The organism is Rhizobium sp. IY2, from assembly GCF_047532935.1.
GTDB lineage: Bacteria > Pseudomonadota > Alphaproteobacteria > Rhizobiales > Rhizobiaceae > Rhizobium > Rhizobium anhuiense.
Window position 1 is genome coordinate 234,448 of record NZ_JBLKNU010000006.1, and the last position, 21,416, is coordinate 255,863.

Here is a 21,416-nt window from a genome sequence, read left to right on the forward strand (position 1 = left end):
ATGAATTCAACGAGGGGTTTGGACCATGCGACTGACAATCAAGACGAAACTGGTGACCGCGTTCACCTTCATCATTCTGATGCTCATGGGCACCGCCGCTTACGGTGTCCTCAGCCTTGGATCGCTGAACGACACGATCGATAAGCTTCTCTCCGGCCCGGCAGCCCGCCTCGATCTCGCGCAGCAGATCAATATCGCCCAGCTCGAGGCCATCCGCCAGCAGAAGAACCTGCTCACCGCCCGGACCGCAGACGAGTCGGCCGGGGCAATCGCCAAGGGCAATCAGGCCCGCAAGGAATTCGCCGACGCCTTCAGCCATGTGCTGGCGCTGGCAACGGAAGAGGGCAAAGTGCGCTGGGCACGCATCGCCGAGCTGTCCAAGACCTTCAATGCGGCCGACGATCAGATCCGCGAATATGTGAAGGCCGGCAATGCCGAAGGCGCAAATGCCATCTCCGTCTCGACGGCCCGGGCCGCTGCCAACGACATCGACTCGACACTCAGCGAAATCCTGGCACTTGAAAAGCAGCGTATGAAGGCTGCCGATGACGGCGCCGAAGCGCAGTACACGACGACCCGCACGACGATGATGGCAGTCGCCGCCGTCGCGCTGCTGATCGCTGCTCTCACCGCCTTCTGGATCGCCAGCACGATCAGCAAGGGACTCAACCGCGCCAACACCGTGGTTCGCGAGGTGTCGGAGGGCGATCTGACGAAGATGGCCGATATCACCAGCCATGACGAAATCGGCGAGCTTCTGGGCAATGTCAATACGATGATCGAACGCCTGCGCGGCGTCGTCGCCGACGCATTGTCGGCCGCGGACAACGTCTCCTCTGGCAGCCAGGAACTTTCGGCGAGCTCGGAACAGGTTTCGCAGGGCGCCACCGAACAGGCGGCGTCGGCCGAAGAGGCGTCGGCCTCGATGGAGCAGATGGCCGCCAACATCAAACAGAACGCCGACAACGCCGCCCAGACGGAAAAGATTGCCCGCCAGTCGGCCAAGGACGCGGAAGCCAGCGGTGAAGCGGTGACGCGTGCCGTCGACGCCATGCGCACAATCGCCCAGAAGATCGGCATCGTCCAGGAAATCGCCCGTCAGACCGATCTTCTGGCGCTCAACGCTGCCGTCGAAGCTGCCCGTGCCGGTGAACACGGCAAGGGTTTTGCGGTCGTCGCCTCCGAGGTTCGCAAACTTGCCGAACGCAGCCAGTCGGCCGCCGCCGAAATCAGCTCGATGTCGAGCGATACGGTCAAGGCCGCCGCCGATGCCGGCGACATGCTTGGCCGGCTGGTGCCCGACATCCGCAAGACGGCAGAGTTGGTCTCCGAGATCAGTGCAGCCTGCCGCGAACAGGATATCGGCGCTTCGCAGATCAACGAGGCGATCCAGCAGCTCGACAAGGTGACCCAGCAGAATGCCGGCGCCTCCGAGCAGATGTCGGCGACCTCCGAGGAGCTCGCCTCCCAGGCCGAAGAACTGCAGGCCTCGATCGCCTTCTTCAAGGTCGATACGGCGGGTAGTGCGCGGCCCGGCGCCCAGAAGGCACAGCCAAAAGCTTCGGCCAAGGTGGTCAAAGCCCCGGCCGCTGTCCGCAAATCCGCCCCGCAAGGCCATGGACAGGGTCGCGGCCAGACGGTTTCGGCTCAGCAGCAGCGTCTCAAGGGCTTTGCTCTCGACATGTCGATGGGCGGTCCAGACGCCAGCGACGACGACTTTAGGGAGAGCGCATAAGCGCTCGTGCCCTCAATGTGATCCCTCGGGCTGCTCCGGCGGCCCGAGGAGGGAATATCCCCCAACGCATGTAGGCGTTGGCGCTGCGATGGAGATGTCCGGCTGCCGGGAAGTGAATGTAATCGCTTTTCCCCGTTTCAACACATCACTTCCAAGCTCGACGTCCCGCCAAGGGGACATGTCTCTCTCCATTCGTTTTGACCGCAAATCGGGGGTATCACATGCGTTTCACCATTAAACTCAAACTGGGTCTTGCCTTCGGCATCATGACGCTGCTGCTGATCGGCATAGCGGTTTATGGAAGCCTCAGCCTCGGCACTTTGAACGAGGCGAGCAGCAATATGATCGACGGCCCGATGCGCCGCCTGGAACTGGCGCTGAATGCCAATGTCGCCGAAGTCAACGCCATCCGCGCTCAGAAGAACGCGCTGCTTTCCACGGACCCCGACGCAGCCGCCGCTTTCTACAAGGAAGCCGATCAGAACCTGCAGGCCATGTTCGATGCTGTTGACGCCGGTTTTGCCATCGCCACCGCCGAAGGCAAGCCTCATTGGGAAAAGCTACGGACGGTCGGTGGGAAATTCCGTGAAAAATCCACTGAGTTGCAGCAACTTGACGCGAAGGGCGACAAATCAGGCGCACTGGCGCTTTCACTCGGCGACCTTCGAGCGATGACCAATGACATGGGCGATGCAATCGCCGCCCTTACGGAGATCCAGCGCAAGGGCATGCAGGCAACCAACCACTCGAACACCGATCTTTATAATTCGACCAAGCTGATCCTCGCTGCTGCTTCCGGCATCGCCGTGCTCGTCGCACTCGCCGCCGCATTGTGGATCACGCTCGGAATCAACAACGGCTTGCGGAAGATCACGACCGTCGCAAACGCCGTCGCAATCGGTGATCTCAACCAGAGGGTCGACGTCAAGACCAATGACGAGATCAAGGATCTCATCAACACGGTCAATACCATGACCGCCAATCTGCGCGCCACGGCAGCCCTTGCCGACCAGATCGCCATGGGCGACCTCAGCACCGACGCCAAGCCGCTTTCGGACAAGGATACGCTCGGCATCGCGATGCAGAGCATGATCTCCAACCTACGAACCACCGCCGGCATCGCCGATCAGATCGCAAACGGCGACCTGACGGTCTCTCCGAAGCCGCTCTCCGACAAGGATGCGCTGGGCCTCGCCCTGGAGCAGATGGTCGAGCGCCTGCGCGGCGTCGTCGCCGACGCAATCTCCGCGGCCGAGAATGTCTCGTCCGGCAGCCAGGAGCTTTCGGCAAGCTCCGAGCAGGTCTCGCAGGGTGCCACCGAACAGGCGGCTTCCGCCGAAGAGGCTTCCGCTTCGATGGAAGAGATGGCCTCCAACATCAAGCAGAACGCCGACAACGCCGCCCAGACGGAAAAGATCGCCCGTCAGTCGGCCAAGGATGCGGAAGCCAGTGGTGAAGCCGTCTCCCGTGCCGTCGACGCCATGCGCACGATCGCTCAGAAGATCGGCATCGTCCAGGAAATCGCCCGGCAGACCGATCTGCTGGCTTTGAACGCCGCAGTCGAAGCGGCGCGCGCCGGTGAACACGGCAAGGGATTTGCGGTCGTCGCCTCCGAGGTTCGCAAACTCGCCGAACGCAGCCAGTCGGCGGCCGCCGAAATCAGCGCCATGTCGAGCGATACCGTGACAGCCGCCCAGGAAGCCGGCGAAATGCTCGGTCGGCTGGTGCCCGATATCCGCAAGACGGCCGAGTTGGTCTCCGAGATCAGCGCCGCCTGCCGCGAACAGGATATCGGGGCGGCCCAGATCAATGAAGCGATCCAACAGCTCGACAAGGTGACGCAGCAGAATGCTGGCGCTTCCGAGCAGATGTCGGCGACCTCCGAGGAGCTCGCCTCCCAGGCCGAAGAGCTGCAGACGTCGATCGCTTTCTTCAAGGTCGATACGGCCGGCAGTCGCCGTGACCGCGCCCCGGCGGCAAAACTCGCCGCCCGCAGCCGGGTTCAGGCGGCACCACGCAAACCGGGCGGCAAGACGCCGGCCAATACGGTCGCCGGCCAGCAGGCCCGCGTGAAAGGATTTGCCCTCGACATGTCGATGGGCGGTCCCGACATGGCCGATGACGAGTTTAGGGAGAGCGCATAGCGCTCCCTTGGAGAAAGCGCATAGGTGCTCTCTCCGTTTGCAACTGTCGTGGGCCAGCCAACATGGCCCGCGACGCAGGCTTCCGGTGCTCGAGGGGATAGGCACGGAACCTATTCATTTCTTTCCGTTGGATGCTTTTGCCTGATGGAATTTCTTTGCTGCATGACGCCGCGCCACCTGGACCATATTTATTGCTTCGCTCTCTGAGAGGAATATTGAGATGCGTATTACGATCAAACTTAAGCTCGCGGCCGCATTCGGCTTTGTCATATTGTTGCTGGTGGGTAGCGCGGTTTATGGAATCATCAGCCTCAGCTTGCTGAACGACGCTGTTGGCGACCTTGTTTCCGGGCCTGCAAAAAGGCTGGAACTGGCTCTGGAGGCGCAAACTGCCGAGCTCGATGCCGTCCGCTGGCAAAAGAACGCGCTTCTGGAAATGGATTCCGAAATCGTCAAAAAGGATTATCAGAATTCGGCGAGAAGCGTGGATGAAATGCTCAGCTTCGCGACAAGCGGCCTACAGCTCGCAACTGCTGAAGGCAAGCCCCTCTGGGACAGGTTGATCGAACTGGCCAAGCGCTTCGATGAAGGCTCCAACAAAGTAGCCTCCATTCAACAAAGCGGCGACAGAGCGGCGGCCGTGGCCCTTTCCTCAGGGGAGGTTCGCGCCCTCGTCGCGGAAATGGAAGAGGTTTTCGGGAAACTCGTTACGCTTCAACAGAAGTCGATGGCGCAAGCCGATAGCGATACCGATGCTCTTTATAGCTCAACAAAGAACATGTTGATCGGTATCGCAATCGGGGCTTCCCTTATCGCCTTCGCCGCCGCGCTTTGGATCGCGCTCGGTGTCAACAGCGGCCTGCGCAAGATCATGAACGTTGCCAGCGCCGTCGCCATCGGCGACCTGAACCAAAAGGTCGAGATCAGGACCAACGACGAGATCAAGGATCTGGTCAACATGATCAACACCATGACGGACAACCTTCGCGTCACCGCCAACATTGCGGCACAGATCGCTGACGGCGATCTGACGGTGTCTCCGAAGCCGCTTTCGGAGAAGGATACGCTCGGCATTGCGCTCGACCAGATGGTCGAGCGCCTGCGTGGCGTTGTCGCCGATGCGGTCGCGGCCGCCGAAAATGTTTCGGCCGGCAGCCAGGAACTGTCCTCGAGCTCCGAACAGGTGTCGCAGGGCGCCAGCGAACAGGCGGCTTCGGCCGAAGAGGCGTCGGCCTCGATGGAGGAGATGGCCGCCAACATCAAGCAGAACGCCGACAACGCCGCCCAGACGGAAAAGATCGCCCGCCAGTCCGCCAAGGATGCGGAAATGAGTGGCGAAGCGGTGTCGCGCGCCGTGCAGGCGATGCGGACCATTGCCGAGAAGATCAGCATCGTCCAGGAAATTGCCCGCCAGACCGATCTTCTGGCGCTCAACGCCGCCGTCGAAGCGGCGCGCGCCGGTGAACACGGCAAGGGTTTTGCGGTCGTCGCCTCCGAGGTTCGCAAGCTTGCCGAACGCAGCCAGTCGGCCGCCGCCGAAATCAGCTCGATGTCGAGCGATACGGTCAAGGCCGCCCAGGACGCTGGCGACATGCTCGGCCGCCTGGTGCCCGACATCCGCAAGACGGCCGAACTGGTTTCCGAAATCAGTGCGGCCTGCCGCGAACAGGATGTGGGCGCCTCGCAGATCAACGACGCGATCCAGCAGCTCGATCGGGTGACGCAGCAGAATGCCGGCGCGTCCGAGCAAATGTCTGCGACCTCGGAAGAGCTCGCGAGCCAAGCCGAAGAACTGCAGGCCTCGATCGCCTTCTTCAAGGTGGATACCGCAGGCGCCCGCCAATCCCGCGTGCCCGCTGCCAGGGCGACTGTCCGCAGCTCGGCGCCCGCCGGCCGCAACCTCGGCACCAGGAAACTCGCCGCCAACAGCGTCGCCGGTCAGCAGGCGCGGGCAAAGGGTTTTGCTCTCGATCTCTCCATGGGCGGTCCCGATGATGGGGACGTCGAATTTAAGGAAAGTGCATGATCATGGCCACGACATCCCTGGAAGCGCAATTCGTGACCTTCAGCCTCGGCGAGGAGATCTTCGCCGTGCCGGTTGAGGTGGTACGGGAAATCCTCGACTATGCGGAAGCTTTCAAGATTCCGAATGGTCCCGACTATCTGCTCGGTCTGCGTGACGTGCGCGGACAGGGCGTGCCGACGATCGATCTTCGATTGAAGCTCGGCATGACGAAGACCGTGCCGACGCCGCACACACGCGTGCTCGTCCTCGACGTGCCGATGGAAAGCCGGCTGCTGACGCTCGGCCTCGTCGCCGACCGCGTCTTCGAGGTGACGCCGTTCCGGCGCGAACAGATCGAGGCGGCGCCTGATATCGGCGTGCGCTGGCGCTCGGATTATATTGCCGGCGTCGTTCGCCGTGAAAACGGTTTCGTCGTCATCATCGATCTTGCCCGGTTGCTGTCGCACGAGGACGCCTCGGCACTGCAATCGGCTGCCTGACCCGCGCATCAACTGGGAGTACGGCGTTCTATGAGTATGGCAGCGGTGGAAACCCAATTGCCGGGGGACCGGATCAGCAAGCGCAATTTCGACAAGCTTGCCCGGTTCATCTACGACTATAGCGGCATCAAGATGCCGCCGACCAAGCTGACGATGCTCGAAGGGCGGCTGAGGCGCCGCCTTCGCGCAACCAACCATTCGACCTTCGACGATTATTGCGACTTCCTGTTCAATCACGACGGCCTCGCCCAGGAAACCGTCTACCTGATCGACGTGGTGACGACGAACAAGACCGACTTCTTCCGCGAAGCCAAGCATTTCGATTACTTGCAGAGCGTGGCGTTGCCGGCGATCGCCAATAGCGGCGTGCGGACCATCCGCACCTGGAGTTCGGCCTGCTCGACAGGGGCGGAACCCTATACGATGGCGATGGTGTTGGCGGAATTCACCGAAGGCCGCAACGACGTCTCCTACAGCGTGCTTGCCACCGACCTTTCCACCGACGTGCTGCAGACGGCGCGCCGGGGCATCTACCCGGAAGACCTCATCGCGCCTGTGCCGCGTGACCTGCAGCGCAAATACGTGCTGACGGCCAAGCAGCCGGATCGGCGGGAGGTGCGCATCACGCCGAAATTGCGCAGCAAGATTGGTTTTGCCCGCATGAACCTGATGGACGAGAAATACCCGATCGGCGAGGCGATGAACGTCATCTTCTGCCGCAACGTGCTCATCTACTTCGACAAGCAGACTCAGGCCGGCGTGCTCAACCGCCTCTGCGACTGCCTGGCGAAGGGCGGCTACATGTTCATCGGTCATTCCGAATCGATTACCGGCTTCGACCTGCCATTGAAACAGGTCTCGAATACGGTGTTTCAGCGCATCTAGAGCATGTCCGTTTTCTTCCAATCACGGGCGTGCTCTATCTCTTTGTGTCACTAAAGAGTTAGAGCATGATGTCGTCCGAAAATTGCCAATTCTTTTCGGCATCATGCTCTAGGAGCATTCATGGCTAAAAAAATCCGCGTTCTGATCATCGACGATTCTGCCAGCGTCCGTCAGACACTGACCCATGTCTTGGAGCAGGATCCCGATATCGAGATCATGGCGGTCGCATCCGACCCCTTCGTGGCGGCGCGGAAGCTGCTGGAGGAGATCCCCGACGTCATCACGCTCGATGTGGAAATGCCGCGCATGGACGGCATTACCTTCCTGCGCAAGCTGATGTCGCAGCGGCCGATCCCCGTCGTGATGTGCTCGTCGCTGACGGAAGCGGGTTCGGAAACGCTGATCCAGGCGCTGGAGGCCGGCGCCGTCGACGTCATCTTGAAATCGAAGATCGGCGCCGCCGACAGCCTTGCCGACGATGCGATGCGCATTCGCGAAGTCGTCAAGAGCGCCTCGCATGCGCGGCTTACCACGGTGCGTCGCGCCGCCGGAACCATCCGCTCGGCTTCGGCGGAAGGGCCGGCCAAGAAGCTGACGGCGGACGTGATGCTGCCGCCGCCGACGGGGCGGGCCATGGCGAAGACGACGGAGATGGTCGTCTGCGTCGGCGCCTCCACAGGCGGCACCGAGGCGCTGCGCGAATTCCTGGAGGAACTGCCGGCCAATGCACCCGGCATGGTGATCGTCCAGCATATGCCGGAGAAATTCACCGCCGCCTTCGCCAAGCGGCTGAACGGGCTCTGCGAGGTCGAGGTCAAGGAAGCCGTCGATGGCGATCCGGTGCTGCGCGGCCATGTGCTGATCGCGCCAGGCGACAAACACATGCTGCTCGAACGCCAGGGTGCGCGCTACTATGTGAGCGTGAAGACCGGACCGCTGGTGTCGCGCCACCGGCCTTCCGTCGACGTGCTTTTCCGCTCGGCGGCGCGCTCGGCCGGCTCGAATGCCATGGGCATCATCATGACCGGCATGGGCGACGACGGCGCGCGCGGCATGCTGGAAATGCATCAGGCCGGCGCCTACACGGTGGCGCAGGACGAGGCGAGTTCGGTTGTCTTCGGCATGCCGAAGGAGGCGATCGCCAAGGGCGGTGTCGACCGTATCCTGCCGCTCGATCAGATCGCTCGCGAAGTGCTGATAACGCAGCAGAAATTCTGAGATGAGTTTCGAGGGAAACTGCGTAAAACGGGCGGTCCCGGAAGATGGCGCGGATTTAATCCGTTCAGCATAATCGGCGGTTTCCGGTGTCGCAGGGCAGCCATGCGCGCCTCCCCTTGAAATTTCCCTGATTTTGTGGTCTTGAGGCCGCCAATCTTTGCAGCGCTGCCTGTCATGCATGTTCAGGGACATTTCCCGCCCCTGGCAGTGCGCGCCCCGTATCAGTCCCAAGGAAAAATGCGCCGATGGCCCGTTCAGCTCTTCTCAATGTCATGGTTCAGGCTGCCCTCAAGGCAGGAAAATCGCTGGGACGTGATTTCGGCGAAGTGCAGAACCTGCAGGTTTCGGTGAAGGGACCCGGCGATTTCGTTTCCACTGCCGACCGCAAGGCCGAAAAGATCGTTCGGGAAGAACTGCTCAAGGCGCGTCCCACCTATGGCTTTCTCGGCGAGGAGAGCGACGAGATCAAGGGCACGGACGGCGCGCACCGCTGGATCGTCGACCCGCTCGACGGCACGACGAACTTCCTGCACGGCATTCCGGCCTTCGCTGTTTCGATCGCGCTCGAACGCAACGGCGAGATCGTTGCCGCCGTCGTCTTCAATCCGGCGACCGACGAGCTCTATACAGCCGAGCGCGGTGGCGGCGCCTTCCTCAACGACCGGCGCCTGCGCGTCGCTGCGCGCCGCGTGTTGTCGGATTGCGTCATCGGCTGCGGTGTGCCGGCGCTCGGCAAGCGTAATCACGGCAAGTTTCTGGTCGAGCTTCGCCACGTGATGGGCGAAGTGGCGGGCATCCGCCGCCTGGGCTCGCCGACGCTCGATCTCGCCTATGTCGCCGCCGGGCGCTTCGACGGTTTCTGGGAAGCGGAGCTTGCGCCCTGGGACATGGCGGCCGGCATCCTGCTCATCCGTGAAGCCGGCGGGTTCGTCACCGATTGGGACGGCGGGGCGGCCATTCTGGAGAGCGGCGCGATCGTCGCCGGCAACGAACTCATCCACAAGGCGCTGATCGAAGTCGTCAAGCGACCGATCCCCGCCAAGTAAGCGAACGAAAATCCGGCTGTTGTAAAGTCACGGTTTTCGCCCCGGCATACTTCAATTCGGCACAATGTTGCTCTAGTCTCCGCCAGCAATGACTCCGGAGGCAGCGACCCTATGGAAAATGTGAATGTGGCGGAGATCGGCTCCACCGAAAAGACGGCCGGCGGTTATGCCTACAGGCTTTCGAGCCCCATGCCCTTCCTCTGGACGATGCTGCTTTTCCTGGTCATCGTCGGCTTTATCGCCGCCATCCTCTTCCGGCAGACGCAGACCGCCTTCATGCACAATCCAGGCCTCAACGGCCTGATCGTCGGCGTTCTCGCGGTCGGAATCATCCTTGTTTTCAATCACGTGCTGGCGCTTCGCCCCGAAGTGCGCTGGTTCAACTCGTTCCGCGCCGCCGGTAGCGCCGACAAGGTCAGCCGCAATCCGCGGCTGCTTGCGCCGATGCGGGCGCTGATCGGCAGCCGCAAGACCTCGGTGGCGCTGTCGACGACGGCGCTGCGCTCGATCCTCGATTCGATCGCCACCCGCCTTGACGAATCGCGCGACGTTTCGCGCTACCTGATCGGCCTCCTGGTCTTCCTCGGCCTGCTCGGCACCTTCTGGGGCCTCATCGGCACGATCGGTTCGATCAGCATCGTCATCCAGTCGCTCGATGCCGGCTCGAACGGCACGGGGGATGTGCTGTCGGCGCTGAAGGAAGGGCTTTCCATGCCGCTTTCGGGTATGGGCCAGGCCTTCTCCTCCTCGCTGCTCGGCCTCTCCGGTTCGCTCATTCTCGGCTTCCTCGATCTGCAGGCCGGCCGCGCGCAGAACCGCTTCTATATGGAACTGGAAAACTGGCTGTCCTCGGTCACAGATGTCGGCTCCGATCTTGCCCCGGCCCTCGACGCCGTTTCCGGCGCCTCCTCTGACGACATGCGCGCGCTCTCCGATTATCTGCGCAAGGTCTCCGAAGAGGGCGGCACCGGCAGCCAGCGCTCCGTCGCCGCCATGGCGAGCCTTGCCGAAGGCATTCAGGGCCTCGTCAAGAACATGCGCAACGAACAGCAGATGCTGCGCGACTGGATCGAGGCGCAGCAGGACGAGGCGAAGGCGATGCGCCGCACGCTTGACCGGCTGGCCGAACGCATCGGCGTGCAGGAGCGCGCAGGCGAGAGAGGCGAGCGCACGCGCGACCGCGCCAGCCAGACAGAAAAGAGCGAGGGCAAGTAAGCCATGGCTCTTGCCCGCAACCGCCGCCGCGAACGCACGGTGGATTATTGGCCGGGTTTCGTCGACGCGCTGTCGACGCTGCTCATCTCGATCATGTTCCTGCTGACGGTCTTCGTCGTCGGGCAGTTCATCCTCAGCCGCGAGATCACCGGGCGCGACGAGGTGCTCAATCGCCTCAACAGCCAGATCAACGAGCTGACGCAGCTACTCGCGCTCGAAAAGGGCAGCAACCAGGATCTTCAGGATTCGGTCGCCAATCTGCAGGCCTCGCTTGCCAGTGCCGAAGGCGACCGTTCGCGGCTGCAGGCGCTGCTGAATGCCGGTTCGGGCGGTCAGGATGCAGCGCAGAAACGGATCGGTGCGATGACGCAGGAGCTCGACGAGCAAAAGCAGGTGAGCGAGCGGGCGCTCAGCCAGGTCGAACTGCTGAACCAGCAGATTGCAGCGCTTCGCAGCCAGATCGCCGCCGTCGAAGCTGCCCTTCAGGCGTCGGAGGAGAAAGACCGGGTCTCGCAGACCAAGATCGCCGACCTCGGCAGCCGCCTGAACGTCGCGCTCGCGGCGCGCGTGCAGGAACTGAACCGCTACCGTTCCGACTTCTTCGGCCGCCTGCGCGAGATCCTTTCGGATCGCGAGAATATCCGTATCGTCGGCGATCGGTTCGTCTTCCAGTCGGAAGTGCTGTTTCCCTCGGGCGGCGCCGATCTCAATCCGGAGGGTCAGACGGAGATGGCAAAGCTCGCCGCCGCCCTTCTCGATCTCGCCAAGGAAATTCCGCCGGAGATCAACTGGGTGCTGCGCGTCGACGGCCATACCGACAATGTGCCGCTTGGCGGAACGGGCCGCTATCGCGACAATTGGGAACTTTCCTCGGCGCGCGCGATCTCGGTCGTCAAGTTCCTGATCGCGCAGGGCGTGCCGGCCGACCGGCTCGTTGCCGCCGGCTTCGGCGAGTTTCAGCCGATCGCGCCAGGCGATACGCCGGACGCGCGCGCCACCAACCGCCGCATCGAGCTGAAGCTCACTGAGAAATGATTACAGCCGCGCCTCCTTCAGCCGGCCGGCGAGAAAATCGCGGACGGCGGGGCTGTCACTGAGGCCGATCGCTGTCATATAGGCGTCGGCCGCCGCGGTATCGTCGCCGGCCTGCGACAGAAGAAAGGCGCGCACCGCCCAGTAGGGCTGGTAGCTGGCGACAGCGCGCGGATCGAGCTGGTCGAGCCGTTTCAGGCCAGCGGCCGCATTCAGCGCCCTGCCGATCACCGCAGCCTGGCTGACATGTGCACCCAGCGTGGGTTTCATCATCACCAGCGCCGCGTAGAGTGTTGTCAACGCCTGCCAGTCGGTCTTTCCCGACAGCCGGCGCGCCGCATGCACGGACTGGATCGCCGCCTGGCACTGGAAGGGGCCGAAACGGTTGAAACTGCCGGCCTTGCGTAGCAGCGAATCCGCCTCGGCGATCATGATTGCGTTCCACGCAGCGGTATCCTGTTCGTCTAGCGGCACATATCGACCATCGCTGTCGCGCCGGGCGTTGCGACGGGCTTCGCAGTGAAGCATCAACGAGAGGAGGCCGATTGCCTCCGGTTCGTCCGGCAGTACCGCCAGAAGCGCTCGGCCGAGCCAGATCGCTTCGCCGGCGAGCGAATGGCGCTCTTCTTCGCCGTCGAGGCCGTCCCAGCCGAGGCCGTAGGCGGCGTAGATCGCCGAGAGCACCGCGGCGAGCCGCCCGGGCAAGGCGGGACGCGGCGGAACGGCGAACGGAATGCCGGCATCGCGAATCTTCGCCTTGGCCCGCACCAGCCGTTGGCTCATCGTATCCGGCGAAACGACGAAGGTTCGCGCGATGGTTCGCGCCTCGATGCCGAGAACGGTCTGCAGCATCAGCGCCGTATGCACGGAGCTGTCGATGGCGGGATGGGTACAGGCAAAGAGCAGCTTCAGCCGTTCATCGGGAAAGATGGCTTTGCCGGCCTCGTTCATGCGTTCCTCCGCTTCTTCGAAGGCGATCAATATCGTCGTTTGCGCCTTGGCCTCGACGGTGCGGTGGCGGGTGGCCTGCATGAGGTTGCGGCGTGCAGCCACCAGCAGCCAGGCCTCCGGATTGCCGGGAATGCCGCGCTCTGGCCAAACGCGAAGGGCCGAGGCCAGCGCTTCCGACAATGCGTCTTCCGCCGCCGGCACGTCGCGCGAGCGGGCGGCGAGGAAAGCGATCAGCTTGCCGTAGGATTGACGCGCCACCTTTTCGGCAGCGCGTCCGGCATCAGGCGGCATCGTCGCCTCACATCTGCAGGCGCGGGCGCACCTCGACAGAACCCTTGTCGGAGATCGGAACGCGGGTCGCCCATTCAAGCGCGGTGTCGATGTCGGGGACGTCGATCAGATAGAAGCCGCCGAGCTGTTCCTTGCCTTCCGGATAGGGGCCGTCCTGAACATCGTGTTCCCCGCCTTTGCGGCGTACGATCGTGCCGGTCTCCGGGCCGGTCAGCCCGGCGCCGCCGGTCATGATCCCTGCCTGAGCAAGCGCCTTGCTGTAGGCGACCCAGCCATCTCGATAGGCCGGATCGCTGCGGCGCTCGAAATCCTCGGCGGCTTCGCGAATGATGAGAGCATATTGCATGGAAAACTCCTGATCTCGTTGTTGGCGTTGATCCGGGCATGCCGATATCGGGGACCGATATCCCGAGAGCTGTAAAGCCCGGCGGAGCGGAGGGCCGTTCCAAAACAATGAGGCGCGGCCATCGGTCGTTTCGACATGGTTTTCAAAAAATATGCGAAAAAGAAAATGGCGCCGAAAAATCACCAGCAAACGGGCAGACTCAAGGGTGCCGGCGCTGCTCAAGGGCGCGAAAGGGCAGGAGCTGCGTTGACGCCGCCCCTGCCGATCTGATCAGGATTCGGCCTTCGTCTGATCGACGATTTCGGCGCCGGGTGCGTTCTTCTTGATGGATTCGATGGCGTTCACGGCCGACGCCTTCGCCTTGTAGCCCTCGGACGAGAACATGGCTTCGCCGTTCGATGCCTTGAAGCGGAAGCGGAACTCGCCGGCCTTATCCTTATAAACTTCGAATTTATACATGGATGTCTCCCGAAACGCTGAATTGCAACCATCAGCGTAGCGGAGGCTAGATCAAAATGGCGAGCTTTTCCACTACCTTAATTTGAATTGAATTGCTTAGCGTCCAATTGTCACCATTTCCATTGGACGCTAGCAAAGGAGAGGCCGGACGCTTCGCCGCGACAACAAGAGATTTCAGGCCGGGCCGGCCTAAAATCCGAATCCTGTTCGCGATGGAAGAGGCATGATGCTCCGACATCACTCCATCTGGATATTCGCCCCCTTGACGACCGGTCCCCATTTGGCGAGTTCGGCCTTCACATGGGTGGCAAGTTCTTCCGGCGTCGAGCCGACGATGGTGGCGCTGAATTCTTTCATCCGTTCGGCAACGGCCGGGTCGGCGAGCGCCTTTTTGGCCGAAGCGTTGAGACGCAAGATCACCTCGTCCGGCGTTTTGGCCGGGGCAAAAAGGGCGTTCCATGTATAGGTCTCGTAACCTGGTATGCCCGACTCGGCGACCGTCGGCACATCGGGGAAGGAAGGGGCGCGCTGGCCTGTGGTCACCGCCAGCGCCCGCAGCGTACCGGCCTTGATGTGGCTCGATGAAGAGGGCAGGTTGTCGAACATGATCGGCACCTGGTTGCCGATGACGTCGTTCAATGCCGGGCCGGCGCCCTTATAGGGGATGTGCTGCATGCTGACGCCGGCCATGGACTTGAAGAGTTCGCCGGAAAGATGCAGCGGCGTACCGTTGCCCGACGAGGCGTAACTGTATTTGTCGGGCTCGGCCTTCAACAGCGCGATCAACTCCTGCACGGTCTTTGCCGGCAATTCCGGATTGACGACCAGAACGTTGGGCACGATGACGAGCAGCGAGACCGGCGCGAAATCCTTCTCGGGATCGTATGGGGTCGATTTGAGGATCAGCGGGTTGAGGGCGTGGGTTGCGACCGTGCCCATCAGAATGGTGTAGCCGTCCGGTTCAGCGCGGGCGACATTGCCGGCGCCGAGATTGCCGCCGGCGCCGGCGACGTTCTGGACGATCACCTGCTGGCCCAGATCCTCCGACATCTTCTGCGCGACGATGCGGGCAACGACATCGGTCGAGCCGCCGGCCGCGAAGGGCACGACCATGGTGATCGCGCGATCAGGAAAATCCGCGGCAGCGGCAGTTGCGCCGGCGGCAAAGGCCGCAAGCACACCGAAACCGAGCACAAGGCCCGCACGTCGCGTCATATCGGAAAGCGCCATTCCCATCTCCTCCCAAGAATTTCTACAGCGATATCCCCACCCCGGGGAATGAAGAGGGTAGGGCAGACCGCGCGAAAGGCAACCGCGGAGAGGTGCTGCGAGGTTCAGACTTTAGTCGCTTTTGGCAGGAGAGATGCGCGCCGGCTATTTGGCGGCGGCGAGTACATCCTCGTTGGCGGCGTCGAATTGCAGCCGTGCCAGCCGCGCATAGATACCGCCATGGCGGATCAGGCTCTTATGCGTGCCCTCCTCGACGACGCGGCCCTGATCCATGACCAGGATGCGATCGGCTTTCAGAACCGTTGCCAGGCGATGGGCGATGACCAGCGTCGTGCGGCCGTCGACAAGGCCGTCGAGGGCTTTCTGCACCAGCGTCTCGCTTTCGGCGTCGAGGGCGGAGGTCGCTTCGTCGAGCAGCAGCACGGGCGCGTTCTTCAGGATGGCGCGGGCAATGGCGATGCGCTGGCGCTGGCCGCCGGAGAGCGTGATGCCGCGTTCGCCGACTTCCGTCTCGTAGCCCCTATCCAATCGGGCGATGAATTCGTCAGCCTGGGCGGCAAGGGCTGCGGCGCGGACCTCGTCACGCGAGGCGCCGGGACGGCCGAAGGCGATGTTGTCATGGATCGAGGCGGCAAAGATGGTGACGTCCTGCGGCACGATGGCGATGCGCTGACGCAGCTCGTCGGGCGTGGTCAGCTGGGCGTCGACCCCGTCGATCTTCACGCTGCCCTGCTGCGGATCGTAGAAGCGCAGCAGCAGCGAAAAGACGGTGCTCTTGCCGGCACCGGAAGGGCCGACGATGGCAACGGTCTCGCCCGGCGTGATGGCGAAGTTTAAGCCATGCAGCGCCGATTTGCCGGGGCGTGAGGGATAGGCGAAATGCACGTCTGCGAATTCGACGCGGCCGCGGCCAGGGGACGGAAGCGGCTGCGGAGTGGCGGGGGCGGCAATCGGCGAAACCTCGTCGAGAAGTTCGGTCAGCCGGTCGGCAGCGCCGGCTGCCTGCGAGAGTTCGCCCCAGACCTCCGACAGCGCGCCCAGCGAACCGGCGGAGATGACGGCATAGAGCAGAAACTGGCCGAGCGTGCCGGCAGAAAGGGTGCCGGCAAGAACGCTATGGGCCCCGACCCAGAGCACGGCGACGACGCTGCCGAAGATCAGCGTAATGGCGATCCCCGTCAGCAGCGCGCGCGAGCGGATGGCTGCCCGGGCGGCGTCATAGGCGGATTCGACGGCGGTGCCGTAACGCGTCGCTGCGGCATCCTCGCCGTTGAAGGCCTGGACGGTGCGGGTCGCGGCGATCGTCTCGTTGGCGAAGGCGGAGGCGTCGGCGAGCGTATCCTGGGCGGCGCGCGAGCGCTTGCGCACCGAGCGGCCGAAGGCGACGAGCGGGAAGACGATCAGCGGGATCGCTCCGATGACGAGGCTCGAAAGCTTCGGCGAGGTGACGATCATCATGCCCATGGCGCCGATACAGAGGATGAGGTTTCTGAGCGCCACCGAAGCGGTGGCGCCGACGGCGGACTTGATCTGAGTCGTATCGGCAGTCAGGCGCGAGACGATCTCGCCGGACTGGTTGACATCGAAGAACGAGGGCGACAGCCTCGTCACATGGGAGAAGACATCGCGGCGTAGATCGGCGACGATGCGCTCGCCGATGGTGATGACGAAATAATAGCGCAGCGCGCTCGCGACCGCGAGGACGATGGCCATGACCATAAGCATGGCGAAGTAGCTGTTGATGAAACGGCCGTCGGAATGAGTGAAGCCGTGATCGATCATGCGGCGCACGGCAAGCGGCAGCGCCAGCGAGGTGACGGCGGCAAGCGCCAGCGACATCAGCGCGCCGGCCACCATGGCGCGATAACGCATGACATAGGGCGTCAGCCTGCCGAGCGGTCGCAGCGACCGACTTTTGTTTTCTTCAGCCCGTGCCTGCTCTGCCAAATCGTCTCCGATCGCCCGCAGGACCCGCGCAATGCGGCCTGTTGGCTCTTGTTATCTAGGCGTCCTTCATGTATAGGCACCGCATCCTAATGGGAAGCCGTAGCCATCACGACTGCGGCTTCATTTATTCAATCGGTTCGTTGGCCGCAACTGCATGCGGCAAATTGAACTCCGGTATCGCAGGAAGATTGTTATGAAGGCAGGCATCCATCCCGAATATCACATGATCAAGGTGGTCATGACCGATGGCACCGAATACGAAACCCGCTCGACCTGGGGTTCGGAAGGCGCTGTCATGAACCTTGAAATCGATTCCAAGTCGCATCCGGCCTGGACCGGCGGCAGCCAGCAGCTCATGGACCGCGGTGGCCGCGTCTCCAAGTTCAACAAGCGTTTCGGCGGCCTCGGCCTCTAATCGCTTCTGCCCGACGGAATTCGAAGAGAGCCCGGTTTCGCCGGGCTTTTTTGCGTGTGCAGTGGCTTACAGCGCCGCGCGTCTTGCCAGACGCGCAAACGGCGCTGGAACAGTTTGAATTATGCAGTCGGCATGCCGGCGTTCGACGACAACAAAAAACCGGCCGCGCAGGACGCAGCCGGTCTCTATCGAATTCTCGCAGATCCGTTCAGTTGTTGCCGAAGGCGGTCTGCAGCAGGGAAAGCTGAGCCTGGACGCTGTTCTGGTTGTCATGAACGATCACGGCTTCGGATGGGCGGTAGATCTCGCGGTCGAGCAGAGCAATGCGGTTCTGCAAACGCAGTGAGCGCTCGACGAGATCGCGGAAGGATTCCGGCAGGTCGCCCCAGCCGGGTGCTGTGCGGTCGACGTTGAAGCCGTCGAGGCGGACCTTGTTCTTTTCGGCCAGCACTTGGTCACGGGACATTTCGCCATTGTTGACGGCGCGCTGCAACAGCAGCCAGGAGGCCATCTGCATCAGGCGGGTGGTGAGACGCATCGATTCCGCGGCGTAAAGAACCGAGGCCATCCGCGGCAGAACCTTGGAGGCTGCGCGGCCCTGGCCGTCGAGATAGGCGGCGGTCTCTTCGACTAGCGACATGCCTTCCGCATAAAGTGCCTTGAACTGCGAGGATGCAGCGGCGCGGCCCGCAAAACTGATCGTGTTCAATCCAACTTCCGACATCGCAATAGTCCCTGTTGCACGCAGCTACTTTATATTCAGGTAACGCCGACACCGACGGAAAAGTTTCCAGGCCCGGTCTTTATGACTTTAAGATGGTATCATTAGCCCAAATGCGCAAGCCGTTTCTTAAGAAAGGGTTAATCTCCACAGTTTCGTGGAAACGCGCCGGCATAGGAAAAAGAAGAGCCGCAAAAGCGGCTCTCAAGGTAAAACAGGGAGAAAAATCAGACCAATTCACCGCTTGGAAAACTGTCTGAGATCCAGAGAAAATCCGGATGAATATAGTAATACCTTATAAAGCTTAATATTTTATTAACACTGTACCGAAGTAAGACTTGAGGCAGGCTCATTTATCCGCCTATAGCCTTGTTTTTCGGGGTTTACCGGATCACGAGCGGAAGAAGCTTTCCGCCGCCTGCCGCCCGGAAGCCTTGCGCGCGGCTTCGGCTTCGAGACGGGCGATCTCCGTCTTCAACAATTCCACCCGCGCCTTCAACTCGTCCACCGAAAGCATGGAGAGATCGGCGCCGATCTCATGGGCGAGTTTCTTCTGCGGCCGGTCGTCATCGATGAAGCTCATGGTTCGTCCTCCGTTTTGCTGTTCTGTCAAAGCAATTCCGGACGCAAAACCGCTGCGCACTTTTGCTGGAACTGCTCTAACCGAACTTTACAGCAGGATCGCCGCTTTCGGGAGACTTTCCGGTGTCGGCAGCCTTGCCGGCGCCGCGATCGGCAAGCGACATGCTCTGTGGTGTCAGCATCGGCGAGGTGCCGGTCGGGATCGTCGTATAGGCGTCGCGGTCGCTGACGGGGACGGCGGCGCGGATACGGCTCCTGATGATGGCATAAACGGTGATCAGCACGTGAGCGATGGCGGTGACAAGGAAAAGCGCATGCGGGGTGATCATCGACATGACGGGGCCGCCGATCGTCGGGCCGATCACCGTGCCGATGCCGTAGAGCAGCAGCAGGCCGCCAGAGACCTTGACGAAGTCCTCCGACGCCGCGAAATCGTTCGCATGGGCGACGGCGATCGGATAGAGCGTATTGGCCACCGCGCCGTAAAGGACAACGAGCCCGATCAGCAAGCCGGCGGATGTCGGGTGGAGAAAAAAGATCAGCAGGCCGGCAAGGGCGGCGATCCCGGACATGGCGGCGAGCACGTAGCGCCGGTCGATACGGTCGGAAAGCCGGCCGGCCGGCAGCTGCATCATGGCGCCGGCGAAGATGGTGGAGCTCATCATGATGGCGATGCTGGTGTCGGAGAGGCCGGCGCCGGCGCCGAATACAGGAGCGAGCGTGCCGTAGGCACCGTTGGCGATGCCGACGAGCAGGATGCCGAGGCAGGAGACCGGCGAGTTGCGATAGAGGGCCGGCAGATCGAGGCGCACCGCCTTCAACGGCTGCGGCGAAGCGGCCGTCGATAGCGTCGTCGGCAGCATGGCGATGCAATAGAAGATACCGCAGATCATGAACAAGACAGGCGTGCGCACATCCTCGAGCGGGATCATCATCTGGCCGCCGACGACGCCGAGCAATGTGATGCCGATATAGAGCGAGAAGATCGCACCGCGGCTCTCGTTGCTGGCGCGCTCGTTCAGCCAGCTTTCGATGATCATCGAGGTGCCGGCGGTGGAGAAGCCGGTGACGGCGCGCAGGATCACCCACCAGATCGGATCGATGATGATGCCGCTGACCAGCGCGATGATGGCGATGATCGAGATGAAGCCGGAAAAGGCGCGCACATGACCGACGCGGCGCACCAATTTCGGCGCCACCAGGCAGCCGATGACAAAGCCCCCAGCCCATGACGTACCGAGCAGACCAAGCGTCGTCGTGGCATAACCTTCGAGATTGCCGCGCACGGGAAGCAGGATGCCCTGCAGGCCATTGCCCATGAAAAGGAAGAGCGTGCCAAAGAGCAGCGCAGCGACGGACAGCAGATTTCTCTTCATTTCCCCAGACTCGGTCTTAAGCGATTTGCATGGACATAAGGCAGGAGCGGCGTCAGCCCAGCCTCAAGATGATTGATTGTGCCCCGGAATGTCTTTACGGCGTGTCGAGATTCTCTTGTTCGCGCGGAAAAATGTCCGTCCTGTGACATTCCGAAAAACGGAAAAAATAAAGCATGACAAAGCTGATAGCCTTGCTGCTCATCCTTGCCATGGCGATACAGCTGATCAAGCCGCTCGGGCTTCCAGGCCTGAGGCGACGGATGGATTTCTGGAAGATCGCGCTGATCGCTTTTGCCGTCTGGGCATTGGCACTGCTTTCGCGCGACTTCCTGATGTAATCCCTGGTTAGCTGGGGTACGGCACGATCTGCGACCGTCAGTCTTGCAAGCCGATTTCTCCGCGCATGACGGGAACGCAGCTTCCCGAGATGACGACATCGGTGACGATGCCGCCTGATTTCACCACATCGAGGGCGATGATGCTGCGGCGGCCCATTTCGACACCTTGCTCGATGGTGATGCGGACATTCATATCGCGATCGGGCGCAAGCGAGACGAGATAGGCGCCAAGGGCGGCGGAAGCGCTGCCCGTCGCCGGATCCTCGGGCACGTTGTCGAGGGGCGCGAACATGCGGGCGCGGATATGCCAGGGATCATCGGATGTTCTGACATAAAGAAAGAGCGAGAAATCGTGGCCGTTCGTCGCCTGGCGGCCAGCCGCCCCCTGGAAACCCGCAAGGTCCGGACGGGCAGCGGCCAGTGCTTCGAGCCCGTTCAGCTCTGAGACGGCGAAGTTCAACCCGACGGACGCAAAGACCGGGGCATGGGTGGTGCTGACGATGACACTGGGATCGATCGAGACGCAGCGTGCAATGGTTTCTGCGGCAATGGTATCGCCGATCGTCAGCAATTGCGGTGCGCGGATGGCGGTAGCAACAACCTTTCCGCCGCTGCGTTTCAGGCTGACCTCGACGATGCCGGCCTTTTCCTCGAAGCGCAGCGTATCGCCGACCGGCTTGCCGAAGATCTTCGCCTGCTGGCCGAGCACATAGGCGGTGCCGACATTCGGATGGCCGGCGAAGGGTATTTCCATCGTCGGGGTGAAGATGCGCACATGAGCGGAGTTTTGCGGGTCTTCCGGCGGCAGCACGAAGGTGACTTCGGAATAGTTGAACTCGGTGGCGATCTTCTGCATCACCGCATCGCTGAGACCGCGCGCATCGGAAATGACGGCAAGCGGGTTACCCTCGAAACGGGTGGAGGTGAAGACATCGACAGTGATGTAGGAGAGGGTGTTCATTGCGGCTCCCGTTGTGGCA

The 21,416-nt window shown here is 62.1% G+C and carries 20 protein-coding genes; 11 read left to right on the plus strand and 9 right to left on the minus strand.

All coding sequences use genetic code 11. From position 1 onward, the window contains the following. Positions 1-25 precede the first annotated feature (25 nt). From ACMUVN_RS20465 to ACMUVN_RS20505, 9 genes are all read left to right on the plus strand, one after another. A complete protein-coding gene (locus tag ACMUVN_RS20465; RefSeq protein WP_063475339.1) occupies positions 26-1,735 on the plus strand; it encodes a methyl-accepting chemotaxis protein in 1,710 nt (569 codons plus the stop codon). Between the two features lie 221 nt (positions 1,736-1,956). Further along, positions 1,957-3,879 carry a methyl-accepting chemotaxis protein gene (locus ACMUVN_RS20470; protein WP_063475340.1) on the plus strand — a complete coding sequence of 641 codons (1,923 nt, stop codon included), beginning with the start codon at positions 1,957-1,959 and terminating at the stop codon, positions 3,877-3,879. Between the two features lie 220 nt (positions 3,880-4,099). Next, entirely contained in the window at positions 4,100-5,905 is a 1,806-nt protein-coding gene (locus tag ACMUVN_RS20475) for a methyl-accepting chemotaxis protein (protein WP_028755500.1), read from the plus strand. Then, positions 5,902-6,384 (plus strand): chemotaxis protein CheW, encoded by a 483-nt coding sequence (locus ACMUVN_RS20480; RefSeq protein ID WP_028755501.1) that lies wholly within the window; start codon positions 5,902-5,904, stop codon positions 6,382-6,384. The genes ACMUVN_RS20475 and ACMUVN_RS20480 overlap by 4 nt, the downstream gene beginning before the upstream one ends. 30 nt (positions 6,385-6,414) lie before the next feature. Further along, a complete protein-coding gene (locus ACMUVN_RS20485) occupies positions 6,415-7,269 on the plus strand; it encodes a CheR family methyltransferase (protein ID WP_028755502.1) in 855 nt (284 codons plus the stop codon). 120 nt (positions 7,270-7,389) lie between these two features. Further along, positions 7,390-8,487 carry a protein-glutamate methylesterase/protein-glutamine glutaminase gene (locus ACMUVN_RS20490; protein WP_028755503.1) on the plus strand — a complete coding sequence of 366 codons (1,098 nt, stop codon included), beginning with the start codon at positions 7,390-7,392 and terminating at the stop codon, positions 8,485-8,487. Positions 8,488-8,732: 245 nt separating this feature from the next. Then, positions 8,733-9,533, plus strand: coding sequence for an inositol monophosphatase family protein (locus tag ACMUVN_RS20495; protein ID WP_028755504.1), 801 nt, complete (start codon positions 8,733-8,735; stop codon positions 9,531-9,533). 111 nt (positions 9,534-9,644) lie between these two features. Then, entirely contained in the window at positions 9,645-10,748 is a 1,104-nt protein-coding gene (locus ACMUVN_RS20500) for a hypothetical protein (RefSeq protein ID WP_028755505.1), read from the plus strand. A gap of 3 nt (positions 10,749-10,751) precedes the next feature. Continuing rightward, complete coding sequence (locus ACMUVN_RS20505; RefSeq protein ID WP_028755506.1) at positions 10,752-11,783, plus strand: peptidoglycan -binding protein; 1,032 nt, start codon at positions 10,752-10,754, stop codon at positions 11,781-11,783. On the opposite strand, the gene ACMUVN_RS20510 is transcribed toward ACMUVN_RS20505, so the two are convergent. From ACMUVN_RS20510 to ACMUVN_RS20530, 5 genes are all read right to left on the minus strand, one after another. Next, positions 11,784-13,022 carry an RNA polymerase sigma factor gene (locus ACMUVN_RS20510; protein WP_028755507.1) on the minus strand — a complete coding sequence of 413 codons (1,239 nt, stop codon included), beginning with the start codon at positions 13,020-13,022 and terminating at the stop codon, positions 11,784-11,786. It lies immediately after the preceding gene. Positions 13,023-13,029: 7 nt separating this feature from the next. Beyond that, complete coding sequence (locus ACMUVN_RS20515) at positions 13,030-13,368, minus strand: YciI family protein (RefSeq protein ID WP_028755508.1); 339 nt, start codon at positions 13,366-13,368, stop codon at positions 13,030-13,032. Positions 13,369-13,638: 270 nt separating this feature from the next. After that, a complete protein-coding gene (locus ACMUVN_RS20520) occupies positions 13,639-13,827 on the minus strand; it encodes a YegP family protein (RefSeq protein WP_028755509.1) in 189 nt (62 codons plus the stop codon). A 237-nt stretch (positions 13,828-14,064) separates the two neighbouring features. Next, positions 14,065-15,057 carry a Bug family tripartite tricarboxylate transporter substrate binding protein gene (locus ACMUVN_RS20525; protein ID WP_028755510.1) on the minus strand — a complete coding sequence of 331 codons (993 nt, stop codon included), beginning with the start codon at positions 15,055-15,057 and terminating at the stop codon, positions 14,065-14,067. A 144-nt stretch (positions 15,058-15,201) separates the two neighbouring features. Beyond that, complete coding sequence (locus ACMUVN_RS20530; protein WP_063475341.1) at positions 15,202-17,004, minus strand: ABC transporter transmembrane domain-containing protein; 1,803 nt, start codon at positions 17,002-17,004, stop codon at positions 15,202-15,204. A 193-nt stretch (positions 17,005-17,197) separates the two neighbouring features. Here ACMUVN_RS20530 and rpmE point away from each other — a divergent pair, with 193 nt between their 5' ends. Beyond that, positions 17,198-17,419, plus strand: coding sequence for a 50S ribosomal protein L31 (gene rpmE / locus ACMUVN_RS20535; protein ID WP_028755512.1), 222 nt, complete (start codon positions 17,198-17,200; stop codon positions 17,417-17,419). A gap of 208 nt (positions 17,420-17,627) precedes the next feature. Here rpmE and ACMUVN_RS20540 read toward each other — a convergent pair whose 3' ends face one another. The 3 genes from ACMUVN_RS20540 to ACMUVN_RS20550 all read right to left on the minus strand — a co-directional run bounded on the left by ACMUVN_RS20540 (position 17,628) and on the right by ACMUVN_RS20550 (position 20,098). Next, positions 17,628-18,143 carry a DUF1465 family protein gene (locus ACMUVN_RS20540; protein ID WP_028755513.1) on the minus strand — a complete coding sequence of 172 codons (516 nt, stop codon included), beginning with the start codon at positions 18,141-18,143 and terminating at the stop codon, positions 17,628-17,630. A gap of 388 nt (positions 18,144-18,531) precedes the next feature. Beyond that, positions 18,532-18,723 carry a DUF1192 domain-containing protein gene (locus ACMUVN_RS20545; protein WP_028755514.1) on the minus strand — a complete coding sequence of 64 codons (192 nt, stop codon included), beginning with the start codon at positions 18,721-18,723 and terminating at the stop codon, positions 18,532-18,534. A gap of 76 nt (positions 18,724-18,799) precedes the next feature. Continuing rightward, positions 18,800-20,098, minus strand: coding sequence for an MFS transporter (locus tag ACMUVN_RS20550; RefSeq protein WP_063475342.1), 1,299 nt, complete (start codon positions 20,096-20,098; stop codon positions 18,800-18,802). 173 nt (positions 20,099-20,271) lie between these two features. Between ACMUVN_RS20550 and ACMUVN_RS20555 the strand changes: the two genes are divergently transcribed. Further along, positions 20,272-20,436 (plus strand): hypothetical protein, encoded by a 165-nt coding sequence (locus tag ACMUVN_RS20555; protein WP_088930352.1) that lies wholly within the window; start codon positions 20,272-20,274, stop codon positions 20,434-20,436. A gap of 37 nt (positions 20,437-20,473) precedes the next feature. On the opposite strand, the gene ACMUVN_RS20560 is transcribed toward ACMUVN_RS20555, so the two are convergent. Further along, positions 20,474-21,397 (minus strand): PhzF family phenazine biosynthesis protein, encoded by a 924-nt coding sequence (locus ACMUVN_RS20560; protein ID WP_063475343.1) that lies wholly within the window; start codon positions 21,395-21,397, stop codon positions 20,474-20,476. Positions 21,398-21,416 lie beyond the last annotated feature (19 nt).